Raw genomic sequence first — 20554 nt, 5'->3', positions numbered from 1 at the left:
TTCCAAGAGGGATTACTGAACTCCCGCGCCACTGGAGGAGGGGGACAAATGCGCAACGCGAAGGCTCAGCGTGGAAACATTATGGGCTTGCCAAGCGCCATGCAGCAACCGTTCAGGTCGCATGTCAGACATGCGGAAATCAGGAAGGCCAGCGCTGCGCCTTGCTCACCACGAAGTCGCGGAACACCTGCACACGCGCGACCGTCTTCAACTCCTCGGGATAGACGAAATAAGTGTCGAGCTGGATCGAATCCGATTCTCCGAACAGCTGCACCAGGCGGCTCTGTTCCTCGATCAGATAGTCCGGCAGCGCCGCGATGCCGAGGCCCTGCTGACAGGCGCGGACGAGGCCGAGGATGTTGTTCACTCTGAAATAAGCCTCGCGCGGACCAGAGCCGTTGCGGCCGGCTTCGACCAGCCAGTTACGGTTCTGAAGATGCGGCGCGAAGTTGCCGTCGGAGAGCGTGATGATGCGGTGGGAGTCGAGCTCCTCGAGCGTGCGCGGCGTGCCGAAGCGCTTGATGTAATCCGGCGAGCAATAGGCGTGGAAGCCCATCGCGAACAGCTTGCGCTGGATGAGATCCGGCTGCGTCGGCTTGCGGGTGCGGATCGCGACGTCCGCCTCGCGCATCGACAGGTCGAGCTCCTCGTCGGTGACGATCAGCGAGATCCGGATCTCCGGATAGAGCGCAGTGAACTCGCCGAGCCGCGGGATCAGCCAGTTGATGCCGACGCCGGGCGTGGTGGTGATCTTGAGATCGCCGCTCGGCCGCTCGCGGCTGTCGGTCAGCTTGGCGCGCGCCGCCTGCAGCTGCATGAACACGTCATGCGCGGTGCGGAAGAGCAGGTCGCCCTGCTCGGTGAGGATCAGGCCGCGGGCGTGGCGGTGGAACAGCGAGACCGAGAGCTCCTGCTCCAGCGCCGACACTTGGCGGGACACCGCCGATTGCGACAGGCCGAGCTGCTCGCCCGCATGCGTGAAGCTGCCCGCTTCCGCCGCCGCGTGAAACACCTTCAGCTTGTCCCAATCCATATCCGTAAATCCGTCGCGTGTTCGAGGCATGATCTTTATTCCGCTGCAGCGCGCTCGCTGGCGCGCAGGGCCAGGAAACGTTCGGCTTCGAGAGCTGCCATGCAGCCGAGGCCGGCGGCCGTCACGGCCTGACGATAGGTCTCATCGGCGACGTCGCCGGCGGCGAACAGGCCGGGCACCGAGGTGGCGGTCGAGTTCGGGGCAACCTCGACATAGCCCGACCGTTTCAGCTTGACCTGGTCCTTCACGAGCTCGGTCGCCGGCGCGTGCCCGATGGCGATGAAGACACCGTCGGTCTTCACGTTCGTGAGTGCGCCGGTCTTGACGTTCTTCAGTCGCACATGGGTGACCTTGTTCGGGTTCTCGGTGCCGCAGATCTCGTCGACCGCCGAGTCCCAGACCACCTTGATCTTCGGGTGCTTGAACAGACGCTCCTGCAGGATGCGTTCGGCGCGGAAGTGATCGCGGCGATGCACGATGGTGACCTGCGAGGCATGGTTGGTGAGGTACAGGGCTTCCTCGACCGCGGTATTGCCGCCGCCAACCACCACGACTTCCTTGTTGCGGTAGAAGAAGCCGTCGCAGGTGGCGCAGGCCGAGACGCCGCCGCCCTGGAATTTCGTTTCTGACGGCAGCCCGAGCCAGCGCGCCTGGGCGCCGGTGGCGAGGATGACGCTGTCGGCGAGATAGACGTCGCCGCTGTCGCAGGTGAGGCGGAACGGCCGCTGCGTCGTCTCCAGCTTGGTGACCAGGTCGGAGACGATCTTGGTGCCGACATGGACCGCCTGCTTCTCCATCTGCTCCATCAGCCAGGGGCCCTGGATCACGTCGGCGAAGCCCGGATAGTTCTCGACGTCGGTGGTGATGGTGAGCTGGCCGCCCGCCTGGATCCCCTGGATCAGGATCGGCTCGAGCATCGCGCGCGCGGCGTAGATCGCCGCCGTGTAGCCGGCGGGGCCGGAGCCAATAATGACGACCTTTGCATGAACAGTGGCAGACATTTTGACGGACGCCTTTCACGGGGGATCTGCAGCGCGGGTGCGGAACGTGCCGGGAGGCGTCGCGGAAGCGCTGAAATATCAGAGCTAATCTAAGCCTTCTGGTGAGCTATGCAAGAATTGCATTCCCTGTCGGCGGATTTTTCCAACAGGGAACAAAAGTCGATTGCGCTGCACGCGCAATAAAATTGCGCAATTGCTGCGGACTGGCTATGAGGATTGCGTCAAATCCACCAATACAGCCGCAAAGGCCAGGAGTTCCAATCACGTGTCGCGGAACCTAGACGAGATCGACCTGAAAATTCTCACCGAGGTCCAGGCCGACGGTCGAATCACGAATGTCGAGCTGGCCAAGCGCGTCGGCATCTCGCCACCACCTTGCCTCCGCCGCGTCCGGGCGCTGGAGGAGGAGGGCTATATCCACGGCTATCGCGGCCTGCTCGACGCCCGCAAGCTTGGCTTCGACGTCACCGTATTCGCCGCGGTGCACCTGTCCAGCCAGGCCGAGGCGGATTTGCGTGCCTTTGAGGAGTTCGTCCGCGCCGAGCCGCTGGTGCGGGAATGCTGGATGCTCTCGGGCGAGGTCGATTTCATCCTGAAATGTGTCGCGCCAGACATGGCCACCTTCCAGGATTTCGTGACGCACCTCACCGCCGCGCCCCATGTGCGCAACGTGCGGACGTCGCTGGTGCTGCATAATTCGAAATACGAGGCGGCCGTGCCGCTTGATGTGAAGGGAAGAAGGTAAGCCTTCTCCCTCTCCCGGTTCTTGCGGGGAGAGGCACACGGCTCTCGCAATACCCCGAAACAAAAAGGCCGCGCAGGGCGCGGCCTTTTCGAAATATCATCGCGCCTTGCGGCAAATGCTTACCGCCACTCCACCTTGGTGATCTCATACGCCTTGGCGCCGCCGGGGGCGTTGACCTCGACCGTCGAACCCTTCTTCTTGCCGATCAGCGCGCGCGCGAGCGGCGAGGTGATGGAGATGCGGCCCTTCTTGGCGTCGGCCTCGACCTCGCCGACGATCTGCCACACCGTCTTCTTCTCGGTATCCTCGTCGACCAGCGTCACGGTGGCGCCGAACTTGATGGTGTCGCCCGACAGCTTGGAAATATCGATGATGTCGGCGCGCGCGAGCTTGTCCTCGAGCTCGGCGATGCGGCCCTCATTGTGGGACTGCTCTTCCTTCGCGGCATGATATTCCGCGTTCTCCGACAGGTCGCCGTGCGAGCGCGCTTCCGCAATATGCTCGATGATGCGCGGACGGTCCTCGGACTGGCGCTTCTTCAATTCTTCCCCGAGCGCGGCAAAGCCGCCCGCTGTCATCGGAACCTTTTCCATCTCTTCTCTCGTCCTTCGGCCGCGCGCCCCGGCAAGACACAGGGCGCGGCAACCTTGATTCGTCAGTACTTCCGGGGCTGAATATACGGCCACCGGAACGGTTATGTGGGTCTGGCGCCGGAACAGAACAACCACAACGGCCGGACAGTTCCTCCGGCCATTGTGGCTTCATTGCCAGTCACTTAGCGGAAGCGTCGCCGTTGCTAGCGATCAGGTTTCCGAAAAGTAGCTCTGCAGGGTACGAACCTCAAGGTCCCCGCCCAGATAGGCGCGGATGCCCTGCGCGGCCGCCACGGCCCCGGAAAGAGTGGTGTAATACGGCACTTTATGCAAGAGGGCCGCGCGCCGCAGCGAGCGGCTGTCGGCGAGCGCCTGCGGGCCCTCGGTGGTGTTGAGGACGAGCTGGACGTCGCCATTGGTGATGGCATCGACGATGTGCGGCCGTCCCTCAAGCACCTTGTTGACCCTCTCGGTCGGGATGCCCTGATCGGTCAGGAAGCGCGCCGTGCCCGATGTCGCCAGCACCTTGAAGCCGAGCGAATGCAATTCGCGAACGGCCTCGGCGATGCGCGTCTTGTCGCTCTCGCGAACCGAGACGAACACCGTGCCCTTGCGCGGCACCCGCGTGCCGCCGCCGAGCTGACTCTTGGCAAAGGCTATCGCGAAGGAGCTGTCGATGCCCATGACCTCGCCGGTCGAGCGCATCTCGGGGCCGAGCACCGTGTCGACGCCGGGGAAGCGGGCGAACGGAAACACCGATTCCTTCACGCCGACATGCTTGAAGTCCGCCTTCTTCAGCTTGAAGTCGGCGAGCTTCTCGCCGGCCATGATGCGCGCTGCGATCTTGGCGACCGGCGTGCCGACCACCTTGGCGACGAAGGGCACCGTGCGCGAGGCGCGCGGGTTGACTTCGAGCACGTAGATCTCGCCGTCCTTGATCGCGTACTGCACATTCATCAGGCCGACGACGTCGAGGCCGAGCGCCAGCTCACGCGTCTGCCGCTCCAGCTCCTCGATCATCCTGGCATCGAGCGAGTGCGGCGGCAGCGAGCAGGCGCTGTCGCCGGAATGGATGCCGGCTTCCTCGATGTGCTCCATGATGCCGACGATGAAGGTGTCCTTGCCGTCGCAAAGGCAGTCGACGTCGATCTCGGTGGCATCGGACAGATAGCGGTCGAACAGCAGCGGGTTCTTGCCGAGCACGGTGTTGATCTGCCCGGTCTTGTCGTTCGGGTAGCGCGCCTTGACGTCCGCCGGCACCAGCTCCGGCAGCGTGCCGAGCAGATAGTCGCTGAGCTGGTTCTCCTCGCGGATGATCTGCATCGCGCGGCCGCCGAGCACGTAGGACGGGCGCACCACCAGCGGCAGGCCGAGATCGGTTGCGACCAGGCGCGCCTGCTCGACCGAATAGGCGATGCCGTTCTTCGGCTGCTTCAGCCGGAGCTTGTCGAGCACGCGCTTGAAGCGGTCGCGGTCTTCGGCAAGGTCGATGGCGTCGGGCGAGGTGCCGAGGATCGGCACTTCGGCGGCTTCCAGCGCACGCGCCAGCTTCAGCGGGGTCTGGCCGCCGAACTGCACGATCACGCCGTGCAGCGTGCCGTTGGTGCGCTCCTTCGCGATGATCTCCAGCACGTCCTCGGCGGTGAGCGGCTCGAAATAGAGCCGGTCGGCGGTGTCGTAGTCGGTCGACACCGTCTCGGGGTTGCAGTTGACCATGATGGATTCGTAGCCGGCGTCATGCAGTGCGAAGCAGGCGTGACAGCAGCAATAGTCGAACTCGATGCCCTGGCCGATCCGATTGGGCCCGCCGCCGAGGATGATGACCTTCTTCTTGTCCGACGGCGAACTCTCGTCCGCGGGCGCGCCTGCAAACAGCGCCTCATAGGTCGAATACATGTAGGCGGTCGGCGACGCGAACTCGGCCGCGCAGGTGTCGATGCGCTTATAGACAGGGCGGACACCGAGCGCGTGGCGCTTCGCCGTCACGTCAGCTTCCGTCGTCTCGGCGAGCACAGCGAGCCGCGCATCGGAGAAGCCCATGGCTTTGAGCGTGCGCATGCCGAAGGCGTTGCCCGGCAGGCCGTTCTTCCGGACCTTCTCCTCCATGTCGACGATGCCGCGCATCTCGCTGAGGAACCACGGATCGATCTTGCAGGAGTTGAAGATGTCCTCGTTCGACCAGCCGAGCCGCATGGCCTGGGCGACCTGGAGCAGCCGGTTCGGCGTCGGCGTGCCGAGCGCGGCGCGGATCGCGTTCTTGTCGTCGTGCTGGCCTAGCCCCTCGATCTCGATCTCGTCGAGCCCGGTCAGGCCGGTCTCGAGTCCGCGCAGCGCCTTCTGCAGGCTCTCCTGGAAGGTACGGCCGATCGCCATCACTTCGCCGACCGACTTCATCGACGTGGTCAGCGTGGTCGACGCGCCCGGGAATTTCTCGAAGGCGAAGCGCGGAATCTTGGTGACGACGTAGTCGATGGTCGGCTCGAACGAGGCCGGCGTCGCTCCGCCGGTGATGTCGTTGGCGATCTCGTCCAGCGTGTAGCCGACCGCGAGCTTGGCGGCGACCTTTGCGATCGGAAAGCCGGTGGCCTTCGAGGCCAGTGCGGACGACCGCGACACGCGCGGATTCATCTCGATCACGACCATGCGGCCGTCTTCGGGATTGACGCCGAACTGCACGTTGGAGCCGCCGGTCTCGACGCCGATCTCGCGCAGCACCGCCAGCGAGGCGTCGCGCATGATCTGGTATTCCTTGTCGGTCAGCGTCAGCGCCGGCGCGACCGTGATGGAGTCGCCCGTGTGCACGCCCATTGGATCGAGGTTCTCGATCGAGCAGACAATGATGCAATTGTCTTTCTTGTCGCGCACGACCTCCATCTCGTACTCTTTCCAGCCGAGCACGGATTCTTCGATCAGCACTTCGTTGGTCGGAGACGCATCCAGGCCGCGCTCGATGATGTCGAGGAATTCTTCCTTGTTGTAGGCGATGCCGCCGCCGGTGCCGCCCATCGTGAAGGAGGGACGGATGATCGCGGGCAGGCCGATCTCGGACAGTGCCATCAGCGCCTGGCCGAGCGCGTATTCCTGGTAGCGCTTGCGGCGGTCGCTTTCGCCGAGCACCCATTGCCGTTCGTGTTCCTCGAGGGCGGCACCCGACAGCTTCTCGCGTTCGGCCCGGTGCTTGTCGCGGAAGGACTTCTTCAACTCGGACGCGTTGGCGAGCCGCGACTTTGGCGTCTCAAGTCCAATCTTGGTCATGGCCTCGCGGAATAGCTGACGGTCTTCCGCCTTGTCGATCGCATCCGCGGTCGCGCCGATCATCTCGACGTCGAACTTTTCCAGCGTGCCCTGCCGGCGCAGCGACAGCGCGCAGTTCAGCGCGGTCTGTCCGCCCATGGTTGGCAGCAGCGCGAAGCCGCCGGGAATGACGTGACGTTCCTTCTCGATGATCTTGGCGACGATCTCGGGCGTGATCGGCTCGATGTAGGTGGCGTCGGCCAATTCCGGGTCGGTCATGATGGTGGCCGGGTTGGAATTGACGAGGACGATGCGATAGCCCTCCTCCTTCAACGTCTTCACCGCTTGCGTGCCCGAATAGTCGAACTCGCAGGCCTGGCCGATCACGATGGGGCCGGCGCCGATGATCAGGATGGTGGTGATGTCTGTACGTTTGGGCATCAACTCTCGCCGAAGTGGATTTTGGGCACAAAAAAAGGGCGCGCTTGCCGCGCGTCCCCTTGAGCCGAGAGCGCGGGGTCTCCCCTCGCGCGCGGGTGGGTCTTAGACCAGTTTTCGGGGCGGCGAAACCCCGAAAAACGCCCATCAACCGGCAATTTTGACGGGTTTTGGCCGTGCCTGCCAGCCACGGGCGAGATGCACCAGCAGCGAGGCCGCAACGCTCGATCCGCCGATCCAGCCAAGGTCGGTTGGCGAGAGGGTGGCCAGCACCGCGCCGCCCAGGGCCCCGCCGATGGCGAAGCCGAGATACATCGCGGAGGCGTTGAGCGAGAGTGCGATCATCGAGGCCTGCGGCTCGATCCGGATGATGCTGGCGATCTGAGCCGGATAGAACGCCCAGCCCGAGATGCCCCAGAGGAAGATCGCGCCCAGCACCGCATAATGCGCCTGTCCGGGCATCAACTTCAGGACCAGCGAATGCAGGATCAGGGCGCTCGCCATGCCGGCGAGCCCGAGGCCTGCGGTGGCGAGCGTGCCGAGCCGGTCGGCCAGGACACCGCCCAGCATGTTCCCGATGGCGGCGGCGCCGCCGAACACCAGCAGCGCGAGGCTGATCTGCGCGGCGTCGAAGCCGAGGCCGCGCAGCGGGACCGCGAAGTAGGTGAACACAGTGAAGCCGCCGAGCGCCCATAGGATCGTGATCAGAAGCGCGATCACGACATTGCTGTGACGCGCCACCGCCAGCCGTTCGCTGAGCGAGGCGGTGTTGCGCGGCAGGCCGCGGGGCAGGCCAAGCAGCAGGCCGGCAAGCGCAACCGCGCCGATCAGGGCCACCATGGCAAAGGTCGCGCGCCATCCGAGCAGGCTGCCGACGAGATTGCCGAGCGGGACGCCGATCACGGTTGCAACCGTGAGGCCCGAGGTGACCAGCGCCACCGCGCGGCCGCGCCGTTCGGGCGCGGCGACCGCCACCGATACGGCGAGCGCCGTCGGCATGCACAGTCCGGAGCCCAGCGCCATCAGCATGCGGGAGGCCAGCAGCAGGGCGTAGCTGGAAGCCACCGTCGCGACGAGATTTCCGGCAATGAAGGTCGTCAGCGCGAGGGCCAGCACGGTGCGGCGGTCGATATTGTTCAGCGTCACCGCCAGGATCGGCGAACCCACCGCATAGGTGAGGGCGTAGGCGGTGACCAATTGGCCGGCGGCAGGGACGGAAATCGAAAGATCGGCGGCGATCGACGGCAAAAGCCCTGCAATGACAAAGCCTTCGGTACCAATCGCGAAGGCCGCGAGAGCCAGCCAGAACACGCTCATTGGACAATATCCCTATGTTCAACGTTTATTGAACTATTGAATGCAAAGGCTAAGAAGTCAATTGGTTCAAGAACTATTGAACAACGCGGCCAATTTGCTATGATTCCTCACCATGAGCCGCACACCCCTTCATCCCACCCGCGAGCAGATCGAGCTGCCGATGGTTCTGGATTGCCTGAGCGAGCCGATCCGGTTGGCCATCGTCTATCAGCTCGCCCAGCAGGAACGTGTCAGCAGCGAACTCTGCTGTGGCGACTTCAGCGGCCTTTCCGGCAAATCCAACCTCGCCTACCACTTCGCCAAGCTGCGCGAATGCGGCCTGATGCTGACGCGCGTGGCGGGCACCAACCGCTTCATGCGGCTCCGCCGCGAGGATCTGGACGCGCGCTTTCCGGGGCTGCTCGATGCTGTGCTCAGCTCCGCAGCCAAGGATGTCGACCGGCTACAGCTGCTGTCGGAGTGCGAAACGGTTGAAATGGATTGAAGTTTGCGAGTTTTCGAGAATTTGCTTTGGGCGGTCCGTCGAAGCGTGCCCGTCTTCGCCCTTCGGGCTTCGCCGAGGCAGCCTTCGCACGATACGGCTTGCCTAGCCGAAGCTGGCGGAGCCAGCGAAGGCTGGAGACCCGGCCTGGATTTGAACCAGGATGAAGAGCGTTGCACCGCCCTCGCGTAGACGCTTCCGCCACCGGGCCGCGGCGATCTTTACCTATCAGCGTGTGACAAGCCACCTCGGGCAGTCATTATGCTTAACGGACCAGAGGCGGCCGCGCGATGAAGGTCATGCGCCAGCGATTATGGCCGATATTGGTGTGGGCGCGCTGGACAGAGAAGCCCGCCGCGGTCAGCTTGGCGACGATCTCGTCCTCGCCATAGCGCTGAAGCCCGATGCGCGTGCGCAGATGACGGTAATCTGACAGCGCGGTGCTGATCAGCCCGATCAGCGCGTCCTTCAGGAAGCCGTGACGCAGGCCGAAGCTGAGCAGCGCCATCACATCCCTGAACATGCCGACATTGGGCTGCAAGATATCTCCGAGCACGAGCTTGCCGGACGGGGTCAGCAATCGCCGGATGTTGACAAGCGCGGCATCGAGCTCGTCCGGCGTCATGTATTGCGCGACCGAGTTCATCACCGCGAGGTCGATCGACTGGTCCTGCATTTTGCGGACGTCGTCGAGGGAGCGGACGCGGATCTTGGTGTTCGGGGCAAATCGCGCGATCAGCCGGCCACGCACGCCGGGGGCGGGCTCGGCGAGAATCAGCTTGCCGCAGGCCGCGGCCACCTGGCTCGCCGACAGCGCCTCGCCGCAGGCATAGTCGAGCACGGTCGCCTCGGGCGATGAGATGTAGCCGATGATGTCCCGCGCGATGATCTGGAAGTGCAAGTCGCGATGCAGCTTGCTGACATAGATCGTATGCGTGGAGTCGTAATAATCGATCCAATCGTCCATGGTATTTCGTAGGTCCCGGCCAAACGGTTCCTGTCAAGGAACCGGCGCTGCCCGCCTTGCGTTAGGGGTGCGACGGCGCGCCGTCAATGTCCGCGTCCTAACAGGAAGGTTTCCCGTGAGCAAAGCCCCCACCAAGGTCTCGCCCGATCTCGATACCCCCACCGATCTGTCGCCCGATGGGGTCAAGAAGGTCTCTGAGGCGCTCAACGTGCTTCTGGCCGATGCGTTCGCGCTCTATCTGAAGACCAAGAATTTCCACTGGCACATCAGCGGCCGGCATTTCCGCGATTATCATCTGCTGCTCGACGAGCAGTCCGACCAGATCTTCGCCACCACCGACCAGCTCGCCGAACGCGTCCGCAAGATCGGCGGCACCACGCTGAAGTCGATCGGCCAGGTCGCCAAGCTCCAGACCATCAAGGACAACAACGAGGACTACGTCCCGCCACGCGAGATGCTGCGCGAGCTGATGCAGGACAACAAGCACGTCGCAAGCGCGATGCGCAAGGCGCACGAGGTCTGCGACGACGCCGGCGATGTCGCCAGCGCCAGCATCCTCGAAAACTTCATCGACGAGACCGAGCGCCGGACGTGGTTCCTGTTCGAGGCCACCCGCCAGGAAGGCGGCAACGAGGCGTAAGGGACATTGCCGTAGGGTGGGCAAAGGCGCGCTTCTTGCGCGCCGTGCCCACCATCCGTCCTTGCGGCTTGAACTGATTGGTGGGCACGCTCCGCTTTGCCCACCCTACGGCGTCGCGCTTATGGCCGGCTCCACAGCCTCATCAACGCCCCGTTCTTGCCCGTCACCGGATCGGCCGGCGGCAGCGCGACCTCGGGAATTGTCTTCAGTGCCCTGGCGTGGTTTTCCGGCGTTGCCCGCGTCACCACCATCTTCGATCCCGGCGGATAGGCCCCGATGATGCAGAAATCGTCGCTCGCACTGATGCACTGATGCCCCGTGCCGGCCGGCAGGATCGCGATGTCGCCCGCCTTGATCTCCAGCTCCTGGCCATGGTCGCCGCCGAAGCGGACGCGGGCACTGCCACGCGCGACGCCGAGCACCTCATGCACCGTCGCGTGATAGTGCAGATAGTCGTAGACGCCGTTGCGCCACGTGCCGCCCCAGCTATTCGCTTCGAACAGGTTTTCGATGGTCGCCTCGGGGCGCCTGGAATCGAGCTTCACCGCATCCCGATAGACCAGGAAGGGAAGGATGTTGTTCGGCACGAGCCCGTCATCTTTGAACACGATGGCGCGTGGCTCGGCATTGTCGCGGACAACGAACATGGCAGGGCTCCTGCGTGAGCGTAGCAGGAATCAACGAGGGGCGTGAGACGACGTTCCTTGCGTCCAGGCGAACCGCAGCGTCGAGCCCGGAACGACAAGAGCCCGGGTCAAGGCCCGGGCTCGATGTCGTCAAGGCAACTGCAGGAGAGCCAGCGTTACGCGCTCTTCTTCTGCCGCATCAGGTCCGCGAAGCGCTGGAACAGATAGTGCGAGTCGCGCGGGCCCGGCGAGGCCTCGGGGTGGTACTGCACCGAGAACACCGGCTTGCCGTCGAGCTGAATGCCGCAATTGGAGCCGTCGAACAGCGAGATGTGGGTCTGCGTCGCGCCCTTCGGCAGCGTCGCCTCGTCCACCGCAAAACCATGGTTCATCGAGGTGATCTCGACCTTGCCGGTGGTCTCGTCCTTCACGGGATGATTGGCGCCGTGATGGCCCTGATGCATCTTCTTGGTCTTGGCGCCGACGGCAAGGCCGAGCATCTGGTGACCGAGGCAGATGCCGAAGGTCGGTGTGCCCGACTTGATCACGTCCCGGATCACCGGCACCGCGTATTTGCCCGTCGCGGCCGGATCGCCAGGGCCGTTGGACAGGAACACGCCGTCCGGCTTCATCGCCAGAATGTCTTCCGATGAGGTCGTCGCTGGCACCACCGTCACCTTGCAGCCGACGCCGGCGAGCAGGCGCAGGATGTTGCGCTTGATGCCGTAGTCGATGGCGACGACGTTGAACTCGGGCTTGTCCTGGCGGCCAAAACCCTTGTCCCACAGCCAGGGCGTCTCGTCCCAGGTGAAGCGCTGGCCCGAGGTGACCATCGGCACGAGGTCCATGCCCTCGAGGCCCGGCCATTCGCGCGCTTCTTCCTTCATGCCATGCAGGTCGAACTCGCCGTTCCTGGCATGCGCGATCACGGCGTTGGGCATGCCCTTGCTGCGGATCAGCGCGGTCAATGCGCGGGTGTCGATGCCGGAAAGGCCGATGATGCCGCGCGCCTTGAGCCAGGCGTCGAGATGCTTGGTGGCGCGGTAGTTCGAGGGATCGGTGATCGCGGTACGCAGGATCACGCCACGCGCACCCGGCGTCGCGGCCATGTTCACCGTCTCGATGTCTTCCTCGTTGGTACCGACATTGCCGATATGCGGGAAGGTGAAGGTGATGAGCTGGCCGGCATAGGAGGGATCGGTGAGGATCTCCTCATAGCCGGTCATCGCGGTGTTGAAGCAGACCTCTCCGACGGCATGGCCTTCGGCGCCGAGACCGAAGCCTTCAAGCACCGTGCCATCGGCGAGCACGAGGAGCGCGGTCGGTTTGTGGTCCGGCCAGGCGGTATCGTTGTCATGTTGTGTCATGAGCCCGGTTCATAGTCCGGGCCGGCGCCGCCGTCAAAGCGGACGAGCGCCGATTCACATGCGTTTTTGCATATTTGACAGGTCCCCTCAGGCACTTAAGCTTGGGAGGATAATTTCCGCCAATTTCCCGGGCTCGCGAGGCAATAATGGACCAGACCACCCCGCTTCTGCTGGTTCCGGGGTTGGCCTCCTCGGCCCGGATCTACGCCCCGGTTGTCCCGGCACTCTGGCGGTTCGGCCCGGTGATGATTGCCAACCATATCCGCGACGACAGCATGGCGGCGATCGCCCGGCGCGTGCTGAGCGAGGCCCCGCCGCGCTTTGCGCTCGCCGGCCACTCCATGGGCGGCTATATCGCGCTCGAGATCATGCGCCAGGCGCCCGAGCGGGTTTTGAAGCTCGCGCTGATCAACACCCAGGCCCGGCCCGATACACCGGAAGCGACCGCGCGCCGCCGTGGCCTGATGGAACGGGCGAGGCGCGGCGAGCTGAGCGCGGCGCGCGAGGAGATGTTTCCCGAGCTGGTGCATCCCTCGCGCCACGACGATGCCGGCATTCGGAAGCTCGTGCACGAGCAGGGCGAGGACGTCGGCGTCGAAGGCTATCTGCGGCAGCAGACCGCGATCATTGCGCGGGTGGATTCACGGCCGACGCTGGCGACGATCAAATGCCCGACGCTGGTGCTGACAGGCGATCAGGACAACACGATTCCGAACGCGTTCTCCAAGGAGATGGCGGAGGGCATAGCGGGCGCGAGGCTGGTGATCCTGGCCAATTGCGGACATCTGCCGCAGCCGGAGCAGCCCGAGGCGACGACGCGAGCGCTGGTCGAATGGCTGGGAGCCCCGGTTGTCTCGGGGCCGCGAACGGCCTAGATCAGGCGTCGGATATTCGAAGGGATCACGATCATGCTGCGCGACGACATCAACAACGCGGTCAAGGAGGCCATGAAGGCCAAGGAGGAGCGCAAGCTCTCCACGCTGCGCATGGTCAACTCGACCATCAAGAACGCCGACATCGAGGCGCGCGGCAACGGCAAGCCGCCGCTGTCGGACGCCGACCTGCTCGGCGTGTTTCAGAAGATGATCAAGCAGCGCCAGGAGTCGGTCGAGCTCTACGACAAGGGCGGCCGTGCCGAGCTCGCTGCCCAGGAGCGCGAGGAGATCGCGGTGATCTCGGCCTATCTGCCGAAGCAGATGTCGGACGACGAAGTGAAGAAGGTGATCGCGGATGCGATCGTGGAGACGGGCGCTGCCGGCATGAAGGACATGGGTAAGGTGATCGCGGTGTTGCGCGCGAAGTACGCCGGCCAGATGGATTTCGGCAAGGCCAGCGGCCTGGTGAAGGCCGCGCTGACGGGCTAGCTTCTTCCCTCTCCCCTTGCGGGAGAGAGTGCCTCGCGAAGCGAGGCGGGTGAGGGGTCTCTCTCCGCGGGCGACCCTCTCGCAGTAGTTTCCGCGGAGCGAAACCCCTCATCCGGCGCTTCGCGCCACCTTCTCCCGCAAGGGGAGAAGGGGCACCTTTGATGGCGCTGCAATCCGGTCTACTCTCTCCCGCAGAAACAATCGGGGGCAACCGATGACCGGCGCCATCAAACCGTTTCGCATCGCCATCAGCGACGACATTCTCACCGACCTCAAATCCCGCCTCGCCCGCACGCGCTGGCCGGAGGCGGAGCTGGTCGAGGACTGGAGCCAGGGCGCGCCGCTGAAATGGATTCAGGAGATCTGCGCCTACTGGGCCAACAGCTATGACTGGCGCGCCCGCGAGGCAAAGCTCAACCGCTTCGACCAGTTCACCACCGAGATCGACGGGCTCGACATCCACTTCCTGCATGCGCGCTCGAAGGAGCCATCGGCGCTGCCGCTGATCATCACCCATGGCTGGCCAGGGTCGATTGTCGAATTCCAGAAGGTGATCGCGCCGCTGGTCGATCCTGCCGCGCATGGCGGTAATCCTGCGGATGCGTTTCACGTGATCTGCCCGTCGCTGCCGGGCTTTGGCTTCTCCGCCAAGCCAAAGACCACCGGTTGGGGCGTCGACCGCATCGCCGCGACCTGGGCGAAGCTGATGGATCGGCTCGGCTACGCGCGTTACGGCGCGCAGGGTGGCGACTGGGGCTCGGCGGTGACGACATCGCTGGGCGCGCAGGACGCCGAGCATTGCGCCGGCATTCACATCACGCTCGCCTTCAACGCGGCACCGAAGGTCGAGGGCGAGCCGACGGCGGAAGAGAAGAGCGCGCTCGCCGGCCTGAAGCATTATGTCGATCTCGATTCCGGTTATTCCAAGCAGCAATCGACGCGGCCGCAGACGCTCGGCTATGGCCTGACGGATTCGCCAAGCGGGCAGGCGGCCTGGATTTTGGAAAAATTCTGGGCCTGGACCGATTGCGACGGCCATCCTGAAAACATTTTTGACAAGGACGAGCTGCTCGACAACGTCATGCTCTATTGGGCGACGGAGACGGCGACCTCCTCAGCGCGGCTCTACTGGGAGAGTTTTGGCAAACGCCGCACCACGCCTAGGGTCAACGTGCCGACCGGCGTCGCCGTGTTCCCCAAGGAGATCATCACGCCGGTCAGGCGCTGGATGGAGCCGAACTTTCCCAACATCACGCACTGGAGCGAGATGGAGAAGGGCGGGCATTTCGCCGCATTCGAGCAGCCGGAGCTGTATGTTGGCGACGTCAGGAAATTCTTCCAGACGGTGCGCCGTTAGGGGATGCCTCCGCATCGTCATGCCCGGGCTTGTCCCGGGCTCCCACGCGCTTAAACTCAGGTCGAAACAAGAACGTGGATGGCCGGGACACGCCCGGCTGTGACGACGCTGCCGGGAAACGACCATGCTGACCGAAGCCGCAACCTACGACGAGCTCTATCGCAACTTCCGCTGGGACGTCCCGGCGCGCTTCAACATGGCGGAAGCGTGCTGCGACCGCCATGCCGACGGCACGGGCCGCCTCGCGCTGCTCTATGTCGACGAGAACGGCGCAACCACGCGCACCTCGTTCGACGAGGTCGCGGAGATGTCGCGCCGCTTCGCCAATGTGCTGAAGGCCGATGGGCTCGTGCGCGGCGACCGCGTCGCGGTGTTCCTGTCGCAGTCGCTGGAGCTGCCGATCGCGCATATGGCCGCGTTCCGATCCGGGCTGATCTCGATCCCGCTGTTCGCGCTGTTCGGCGAGGACGCGCTGGAATTCCGCCTGTCGAATTCGCAAGCAAGGGCCATCATCACTGATGAGGCGGGCTGGGAGAAGCTCACGAAGATCCGCGATCGGCTGCCCTATCTGCAGGACATCTATGTCACGAGCGGCGCCGTCCATGCCGGTGCAAAACCGTTCTGGTCGGCGATCGAAACCGCGTCCGAGGACTTTGCGACCGTCGACACCTCCGCCGACGACCCCGCCCTGATCATCTACACGTCAGGCACGACGGGCAATCCGAAGGGCGCGCTGCATGCGCATCGCGTCGTGCTCGGCCACCTGCCGAATGTCGAGATGTGCCACAACTTCCTGCCGCGCCCCGGCGATCTGATGTGGACGCCGGCGGACTGGGCGTGGATCGGCGGCCTCGTCAACGGCCTGTTCGCGTTCTGGTATCACGGCATCCCCCTGGTCGGTCACCGTGCGCGAAAGTTCGAGCCGCAGGCGGCGATGCAGATGATGGCCGACCTCGGTGTCCGCAACGTCTTCCTGCCGCCGACCGCGCTGAAGCTGATGCGGCAGGCCGGCGTGAAGCATCCGGACGTCAAGCTGCGCAGCATTTTCACCGGCGGTGAATCGCTCGGCGGCGAGCTGCTCGGCTGGGTGCGCGAGACATTCGGCATCGATGCGCATGAAGTGTTCGGTCAGACCGAGTGCAATCTCGTGATCGGCAGCAACTCCAACCTGTTTCCGATCCGCCCGGGTTCGATGGGCAAGGCGACGCCGGGCTTCGACGTCCGCATCGTCAACGACAAGGGCGAGGAGCTGCCGACGGGGCAGCGCGGCATCATCGGCGTGCGCCAGCCATGCCCGTGCACGATGCTCGAATACTGGCGCAATCCGGACGCGACGGCGAAGAAATATGCCGGCGAATTCCTGCTGACCGGCGATCTCGGTACGCGGGATGAGGACGGCTATTTCTGGTATGTCAGCCGCGAGGACGACGTCATCACCACCGCCGGCTACCGCGTCGGCCCGTCCGAGATCGAGCACACGCTGATGAAGCATCCGTCGGTGGCGATGGCGGCGGTGGTCGGCATCCCCGATTCGATCCGCACCGAATCGATCAAGGCCTGGATCGTGCTGCGTCCCGGCTTCGCGGCAAGCGACACGCTCGCGCGCGAGATCCAGGAGTTCGTGAAGGTGCAACTCGCCGCGCACGAATATCCGCGCTTCGTCGAGTTCGCGGAGACACTGCCGATGACGGCCACGGGCAAGGTGCTGCGGCGCGAGCTGCGGGCGCGAGGTTAGGCTCTTTCAGACAATGGCAAAGACGTCTCAAGCTGCGGGGCTTCACCGCGCCTCACTTCCGAAACTGCACGATCTCGATGCGGCGCTGGAGCTGATGTATTACGGCTGGCGCGGGATGACGCTGGAGGCCGATGAATATCTTGCGAAGCAGGGCCTGTCGCGTCCACACCACCGCATCCTCTACGTGGTGGCGCGCCGTCCCGATATCGCGATCGGCTCGCTGATCGAGATCCTCGGCATCTCCAAGCAAGCCCTGAACCGGCCGCTCAACCTGCTGCTGGAGCGCAAGCTCCTGACGTCGAAGCGGGCACCCGAGCAGCATCGCTCCAAGCTGCTGCGCCTGACGGAGGCCGGGCGACGCATCGAGCAAAAGGCATCGGATCACGAGCGCAAGGTCCTGCGCGAAGCGTTCGACCGTGCCGGGGCTTCGGGTGCGGCGGCATGGATGGCCGTCATGGGGGCGATCGCCGACAACAACTGACGATTCTTGAAGTCAACATAGTTGACATGAGGTGCGAGCTTTGCCACTTTCCCGGCAACGAGCCAGGGGAGGGCTCCGCCATGAGCGGACGGACAATGGATCGCGCAGCCGCCGAGCGCTTCGTCGCGGCATGGTGTGCGAGCTGGTGCCGGGTCGATATCGACGCGGTCGTCGCGCATTTCGCTGACGATGCGCAGATGCGCAGCCCTCTGGCACTATCACTGACCGGTTCTCCGGTCGTCACCGGCGCCGAGAACATCCGCGCTTATTGGCGCGAGGCTTATGGCCACATCGAAAGCGCCGACCTCAAGATCCTGAGCTGGAGCTGGGACGAGGCGATCGCGCGCGTGACGGTGTGGTGGCAGCTCGGCGACACGCGCGCCAGCGAGTTCATGGATTTCGACGATGCGGGCCGTGTGGTGCGCAGCGAAGCCTTCTACGGAAAATGATCATGCACCTTTCGGATTTCGTCCTGCTCCTCAACACACTCTGGTTCGGCGGCGCGTTCATCCAGTTCAGCGTCGCGCAGGGCAATACGCTGAAGATACTCCTGCCGCGCGAAGAGCGCAGCAATCCGATCGCGCCGACGCTGGCGGCCAGCGTGGCGTTCCTGGGCGGGATGAATCTGCCGATCGGGCTTTTGTCGTTCTACCTTCTGGCCGCTCGTCCGGCTTTCTTCCAGCCGATCGAGGCCCAGCTCGCGCTGTTCCTGTTCTTTGCCGCCTGCCACTTCAGCCAGTTCGCCTATAACCTTCCGGTCCTGATGCGCGGTGGGCGCGTCGGGGTGGCCTACTGGCCTGTGCTGAAAGGTCCGATGCTCAGGATCTTCGTCATCGACGCGGCTCTGTTCGTAGCCAATCTCGGCGTAGCGCTCCGGCTGGCGTTCTCTTCCTGATTTCAGCGCGGCGACGCCGACAGGGCGGACCGCAGCATCGCGGCAAGATCCTTCCGCCGGAACGGTTTTGTCAGGATGCGGGCGTCGCCGACCCCGTCGGGCGTCTTGACGGGATTTTGGGTGTAGCCCGAGGTGAAGAGCACCTTGAGCCCGGGCCGCAAGCTGGTCGCTTGCCTGGCAAGCTCCGGCCCGAACATGCCGCCGGGCATCACGACGTCGGTGAGCAGCAGGTCGATGTCGCCGGGGCGGCGCAACAGTTCGAGAGCCGCGGGACCGTTCGACGCCGCGATGACGCGATAGCCGAGGGTCTTCAGCTCGCTCTCGACATAGGCCCGAACCATGTCGTCGTCCTCGACGACAAGAATGGTCTCGCTTCCGTCGGGGGCGACGATCCGTTCCGCGGGTGACGGCTGCTCGTTCGGTGGCGTTGCAAGGCGGGGAAAGAACAGCCTGACGACGCTGCCTTGTCCCGGTTCGGACTGCATCTGCACAACGCCGCCGGATTGCCGCACAAAGCCGTAGACCATGCTCAGGCCGAGCCCGGTGCCCTTGCCGACCTCCTTGGTGGTGAAGAACGGCTCGAACGCCCGGCTCGCCACCTCGGCGGTCATGCCGCTGCCGGTGTCGGTCACGGCCACCATGACGTAGTCGCCCGGCCGCGGTTCGCCGTTGACGTCAAGGTCGGATTCACCGAGCGAGGTGTTGCGCGCCTCGATCGTCAGCTTGCCGCCGAGCGGCATGACGTCGCGCGCGTTGAGCACGAGATTGAGCAGCGCAGTTGTCAGCTCGCCGGGATCGACGCTGGTCAGCCACACATCCGGTTCGAGCGCGAAGGTGCATTCGATGTGCTCGCCCAGGGGCCGGCGCAACAGCTGCTCCATCTCGTGAATCTTCGCGGCGATGTCGATGTCTCGCGGCCTCAGGGGCTGCTTGCGCGCGAAGGCGAGCAGGCTCCGCGTCAGGTCGGAGCCGCGCTCGGCGGCGGTCGCGATGTCGTTGGCGATCCGGTGCAATTCCTCGTTGCCGGCCAGCCTGTCGGCAAGATGCTCGGAGTTGCCGAGAATGACGGTTAGAAGATTGTTGAAATCGTGCGCCACGCCGCCGGTAAGCTGGCCCATGGCTTCCATCTTCTGGGACTGGCTGAGCTTGTGGCTGAGGTCGGCGATGGCGGCGCGTTGCTGCTCGAGCGACTCGGCGGTGTCGTTGAGCAGGGTCATCAATCCGCCCAGTTCGCCGCCCGGGTGGGGAGGCGGAATTCGCGCGCTGAGATCTCCGAGCCCAAGTTTCTTCGCCATGGTGGCGAGACGTCCGACCTGGCGCCCGACGCTCACGGTTGCAAGGATCCAGACGGCCGCGAGCAGCAGCAGCGAGGCCACCGCGAGTATCGCCACATCCTCGTAGAGCCGGCGATTCGCCGCGGCGACCAGTCCGTCCTTGGACCGTCCGACCATGATGTAGAGGCCGGCATCGCGGGTCGAAGGCGAGCGCGCGGCGACAGCCCAGACATGCGTCCGGCCGTCGCGATCGGTCACCTCCTGATACGCCTTCCGGTCCGGCGTTGCAGCGAAGCGGAGCAGATCGGATCCCGCGACCGACGTGCCGACCGGCTCGGTCCATCCTCCGCGGGAGGGGGCGACCAGAACCGTTCCCTTGCTGTCGAGGAGCAGGATCTCCTTCTGGCCGAGCAGCCGCTTGTCGTGAAACTCCGCGAATTTGCGCAGGTTGAAGGATGCGAGCAGGATCAGCTTCAGGGCGCCCGTCTCCGATCGCACCGGATAGGCGATCTGGAGCACCGATAGGCCGGTCAGCCGGCCGAATACCGGCTCGAGCGCGATGCCGCGCGACGCCAGGGCCTGCTTGAAATAGGCGCGATCCCGGAGGTCGAGGGTGCGGTTGGTCCGCAGCGAATCGCAGAACAGGCTACCGTCGGGATCGATGGTCAATATCCCGGTGAACTGTGGGTATTCCTCGCGCACTTCCGACAGGAACGCCGAGCACGCCGCCTTGTCGCGCGTGTCGAGATCGCGTGCACGGGCGAGACCATAGTGAAGCTGGGCGGTGCCCTGGATCTTCTCGTCCAGGTCGCTCGCAATGTCGTCGGCTGTCGCGGTCAGATTGGCCAGGGCCGCGTTGATTTCGCTGCTGCGATTTTGCACGAAACGTAAGCCGACGAGGATGGCCGGCACCAGCATGGCCGCAATGACGAGTATCAGTAGCCGGGTACGCAAGCTCATCGGTCGGGCGGTCCAATTTGGTCGTCGCGCGTGCTGGTTCGAAGAT

19 protein-coding genes and 1 tRNA gene are annotated in these 20554 nt (G+C 64.5%); 10 read left to right on the top strand and 10 right to left on the bottom strand.

Annotation, left to right across the window (positions count from 1 at the left end; translation table 11 throughout):
• Positions 1-139: 139 nt before the first annotated feature.
• Both AB7290_RS36730 and trxB read right to left on the bottom strand, forming a co-directional pair.
• Complete coding sequence (locus AB7290_RS36730; protein ID WP_027534296.1) at positions 140-1063, bottom strand: LysR family transcriptional regulator; 924 nt, start codon at positions 1061-1063, stop codon at positions 140-142.
• A 5-nt stretch (positions 1064-1068) separates the two neighbouring features.
• On the bottom strand, positions 1069-2034 hold the full coding sequence (gene trxB, locus AB7290_RS36725) for a thioredoxin-disulfide reductase (protein WP_028150669.1): 966 nt from the start codon (positions 2032-2034) through the stop codon (positions 1069-1071).
• A 265-nt stretch (positions 2035-2299) separates the two neighbouring features.
• On the opposite strand from trxB, the gene AB7290_RS36720 reads away from it, so the two are divergent.
• A complete protein-coding gene (locus tag AB7290_RS36720) occupies positions 2300-2779 on the top strand; it encodes an Lrp/AsnC family transcriptional regulator (RefSeq protein WP_028150670.1) in 480 nt (159 codons plus the stop codon).
• 119 nt (positions 2780-2898) lie between these two features.
• On the opposite strand, the gene greA is transcribed toward AB7290_RS36720, so the two are convergent.
• The 3 genes from greA to AB7290_RS36705 form a co-directional block, all read right to left on the bottom strand.
• Positions 2899-3372: a transcription elongation factor GreA gene (greA, locus tag AB7290_RS36715; RefSeq protein WP_007596674.1), complete on the bottom strand. Its 474-nt coding sequence runs from the start codon at positions 3370-3372 to the stop codon at positions 2899-2901.
• Positions 3373-3582: 210 nt separating this feature from the next.
• Positions 3583-7047, bottom strand: coding sequence for a carbamoyl-phosphate synthase large subunit (gene carB, locus AB7290_RS36710; RefSeq protein ID WP_038942752.1), 3465 nt, complete (start codon positions 7045-7047; stop codon positions 3583-3585).
• A 144-nt stretch (positions 7048-7191) separates the two neighbouring features.
• A complete protein-coding gene (locus tag AB7290_RS36705) occupies positions 7192-8361 on the bottom strand; it encodes an MFS transporter (RefSeq protein WP_085400419.1) in 1170 nt (389 codons plus the stop codon).
• A 112-nt stretch (positions 8362-8473) separates the two neighbouring features.
• Between AB7290_RS36705 and AB7290_RS36700 the strand changes: the two genes are divergently transcribed.
• Positions 8474-8845, top strand: coding sequence for an ArsR/SmtB family transcription factor (locus tag AB7290_RS36700; protein ID WP_085400420.1), 372 nt, complete (start codon positions 8474-8476; stop codon positions 8843-8845).
• Between the two features lie 132 nt (positions 8846-8977).
• Here AB7290_RS36700 and AB7290_RS36695 read toward each other — a convergent pair.
• A tRNA-OTHER gene (locus AB7290_RS36695) sits at positions 8978-9053 on the bottom strand.
• Between the two features lie 54 nt (positions 9054-9107).
• Positions 9108-9809, bottom strand: coding sequence for a class I SAM-dependent methyltransferase (locus AB7290_RS36690; RefSeq protein ID WP_085400422.1), 702 nt, complete (start codon positions 9807-9809; stop codon positions 9108-9110).
• A 115-nt stretch (positions 9810-9924) separates the two neighbouring features.
• Here AB7290_RS36690 and AB7290_RS36685 point away from each other — a divergent pair, with 115 nt between their 5' ends.
• Positions 9925-10449: a Dps family protein gene (locus AB7290_RS36685; protein ID WP_063985503.1), complete on the top strand. Its 525-nt coding sequence runs from the start codon at positions 9925-9927 to the stop codon at positions 10447-10449.
• Positions 10450-10568: 119 nt separating this feature from the next.
• Here AB7290_RS36685 and AB7290_RS36680 read toward each other — a convergent pair whose 3' ends face one another.
• Positions 10569-11096 carry a cupin domain-containing protein gene (locus AB7290_RS36680; protein ID WP_085400424.1) on the bottom strand — a complete coding sequence of 176 codons (528 nt, stop codon included), beginning with the start codon at positions 11094-11096 and terminating at the stop codon, positions 10569-10571.
• 155 nt (positions 11097-11251) lie between these two features.
• On the bottom strand, positions 11252-12442 hold the full coding sequence (gene carA / locus AB7290_RS36675) for a glutamine-hydrolyzing carbamoyl-phosphate synthase small subunit (RefSeq protein ID WP_063985501.1): 1191 nt from the start codon (positions 12440-12442) through the stop codon (positions 11252-11254).
• A 146-nt stretch (positions 12443-12588) separates the two neighbouring features.
• On the opposite strand from carA, the gene AB7290_RS36670 reads away from it, so the two are divergent.
• The 7 genes from AB7290_RS36670 to AB7290_RS36640 all read left to right on the top strand — a co-directional run bounded on the left by AB7290_RS36670 (position 12589) and on the right by AB7290_RS36640 (position 18274).
• On the top strand, positions 12589-13317 hold the full coding sequence (locus tag AB7290_RS36670; protein ID WP_085400425.1) for an alpha/beta fold hydrolase: 729 nt from the start codon (positions 12589-12591) through the stop codon (positions 13315-13317).
• A gap of 33 nt (positions 13318-13350) precedes the next feature.
• On the top strand, positions 13351-13806 hold the full coding sequence (locus tag AB7290_RS36665; RefSeq protein ID WP_085400427.1) for a GatB/YqeY domain-containing protein: 456 nt from the start codon (positions 13351-13353) through the stop codon (positions 13804-13806).
• Between the two features lie 214 nt (positions 13807-14020).
• Complete coding sequence (locus AB7290_RS36660) at positions 14021-15163, top strand: epoxide hydrolase family protein (RefSeq protein WP_085400429.1); 1143 nt, start codon at positions 14021-14023, stop codon at positions 15161-15163.
• 124 nt (positions 15164-15287) lie between these two features.
• Positions 15288-16898 (top strand): acyl-CoA synthetase, encoded by a 1611-nt coding sequence (locus AB7290_RS36655; RefSeq protein ID WP_085400430.1) that lies wholly within the window; start codon positions 15288-15290, stop codon positions 16896-16898.
• Between the two features lie 13 nt (positions 16899-16911).
• Entirely contained in the window at positions 16912-17379 is a 468-nt protein-coding gene (locus tag AB7290_RS36650; RefSeq protein ID WP_028159428.1) for a MarR family winged helix-turn-helix transcriptional regulator, read from the top strand.
• Positions 17380-17459: 80 nt separating this feature from the next.
• Positions 17460-17828 carry a YybH family protein gene (locus AB7290_RS36645; RefSeq protein ID WP_085400432.1) on the top strand — a complete coding sequence of 123 codons (369 nt, stop codon included), beginning with the start codon at positions 17460-17462 and terminating at the stop codon, positions 17826-17828.
• Between the two features lie 2 nt (positions 17829-17830).
• The gene (locus tag AB7290_RS36640) at positions 17831-18274 is read left to right on the top strand and encodes a hypothetical protein (protein WP_028159430.1); all 444 of its coding nucleotides are present in this window, start codon (positions 17831-17833) and stop codon (positions 18272-18274) included.
• 2 nt (positions 18275-18276) lie between these two features.
• Here AB7290_RS36640 and AB7290_RS36635 read toward each other — a convergent pair whose 3' ends face one another.
• On the bottom strand, positions 18277-20508 hold the full coding sequence (locus AB7290_RS36635) for an ATP-binding protein (RefSeq protein WP_085400434.1): 2232 nt from the start codon (positions 20506-20508) through the stop codon (positions 18277-18279).
• Between the last annotated feature and the right edge of the window lie 46 nt (positions 20509-20554).

The organism is Bradyrhizobium sp. 613_E4_N2_2, from assembly GCF_052075995.1.
Lineage (GTDB): Bacteria > Pseudomonadota > Alphaproteobacteria > Rhizobiales > Xanthobacteraceae > Bradyrhizobium > Bradyrhizobium barranii.
This window is presented reverse-complemented; position numbering and strand designations above follow the sequence as displayed.

Excerpts from the sequence above, each read along its gene's own strand:
- AB7290_RS36730 (WP_027534296.1), bottom strand. The coding sequence starts at position 1,063 with ATGCCTCGAACACGCGACGGATTTACGGATATGGATTGGGACAAGCTG.
- trxB (WP_028150669.1), bottom strand. The coding sequence starts at position 2,034 with ATGTCTGCCACTGTTCATGCAAAGGTCGTCATTATTGGCTCCGGCCCC.
- greA (WP_007596674.1), bottom strand. The coding sequence starts at position 3,372 with ATGGAAAAGGTTCCGATGACAGCGGGCGGCTTTGCCGCGCTCGGGGAA.
- carB (WP_038942752.1), bottom strand. The coding sequence starts at position 7,047 with ATGCCCAAACGTACAGACATCACCACCATCCTGATCATCGGCGCCGGC.
- AB7290_RS36705 (WP_085400419.1), bottom strand. The coding sequence starts at position 8,361 with ATGAGCGTGTTCTGGCTGGCTCTCGCGGCCTTCGCGATTGGTACCGAA.
- AB7290_RS36700 (WP_085400420.1), top strand. The coding sequence starts at position 8,474 with ATGAGCCGCACACCCCTTCATCCCACCCGCGAGCAGATCGAGCTGCCG.
- AB7290_RS36690 (WP_085400422.1), bottom strand. The coding sequence starts at position 9,809 with ATGGACGATTGGATCGATTATTACGACTCCACGCATACGATCTATGTC.
- AB7290_RS36680 (WP_085400424.1), bottom strand. The coding sequence starts at position 11,096 with ATGTTCGTTGTCCGCGACAATGCCGAGCCACGCGCCATCGTGTTCAAA.
- carA (WP_063985501.1), bottom strand. The coding sequence starts at position 12,442 with ATGACACAACATGACAACGATACCGCCTGGCCGGACCACAAACCGACC.
- AB7290_RS36670 (WP_085400425.1), top strand. The coding sequence starts at position 12,589 with ATGGACCAGACCACCCCGCTTCTGCTGGTTCCGGGGTTGGCCTCCTCG.
- AB7290_RS36665 (WP_085400427.1), top strand. The coding sequence starts at position 13,351 with ATGCTGCGCGACGACATCAACAACGCGGTCAAGGAGGCCATGAAGGCC.
- AB7290_RS36660 (WP_085400429.1), top strand. The coding sequence starts at position 14,021 with ATGACCGGCGCCATCAAACCGTTTCGCATCGCCATCAGCGACGACATT.
- AB7290_RS36655 (WP_085400430.1), top strand. The coding sequence starts at position 15,288 with ATGCTGACCGAAGCCGCAACCTACGACGAGCTCTATCGCAACTTCCGC.
- AB7290_RS36650 (WP_028159428.1), top strand. The coding sequence starts at position 16,912 with ATGGCAAAGACGTCTCAAGCTGCGGGGCTTCACCGCGCCTCACTTCCG.
- AB7290_RS36645 (WP_085400432.1), top strand. The coding sequence starts at position 17,460 with ATGAGCGGACGGACAATGGATCGCGCAGCCGCCGAGCGCTTCGTCGCG.
- AB7290_RS36640 (WP_028159430.1), top strand. The coding sequence starts at position 17,831 with ATGCACCTTTCGGATTTCGTCCTGCTCCTCAACACACTCTGGTTCGGC.
- AB7290_RS36635 (WP_085400434.1), bottom strand. The coding sequence starts at position 20,508 with ATGAGCTTGCGTACCCGGCTACTGATACTCGTCATTGCGGCCATGCTG.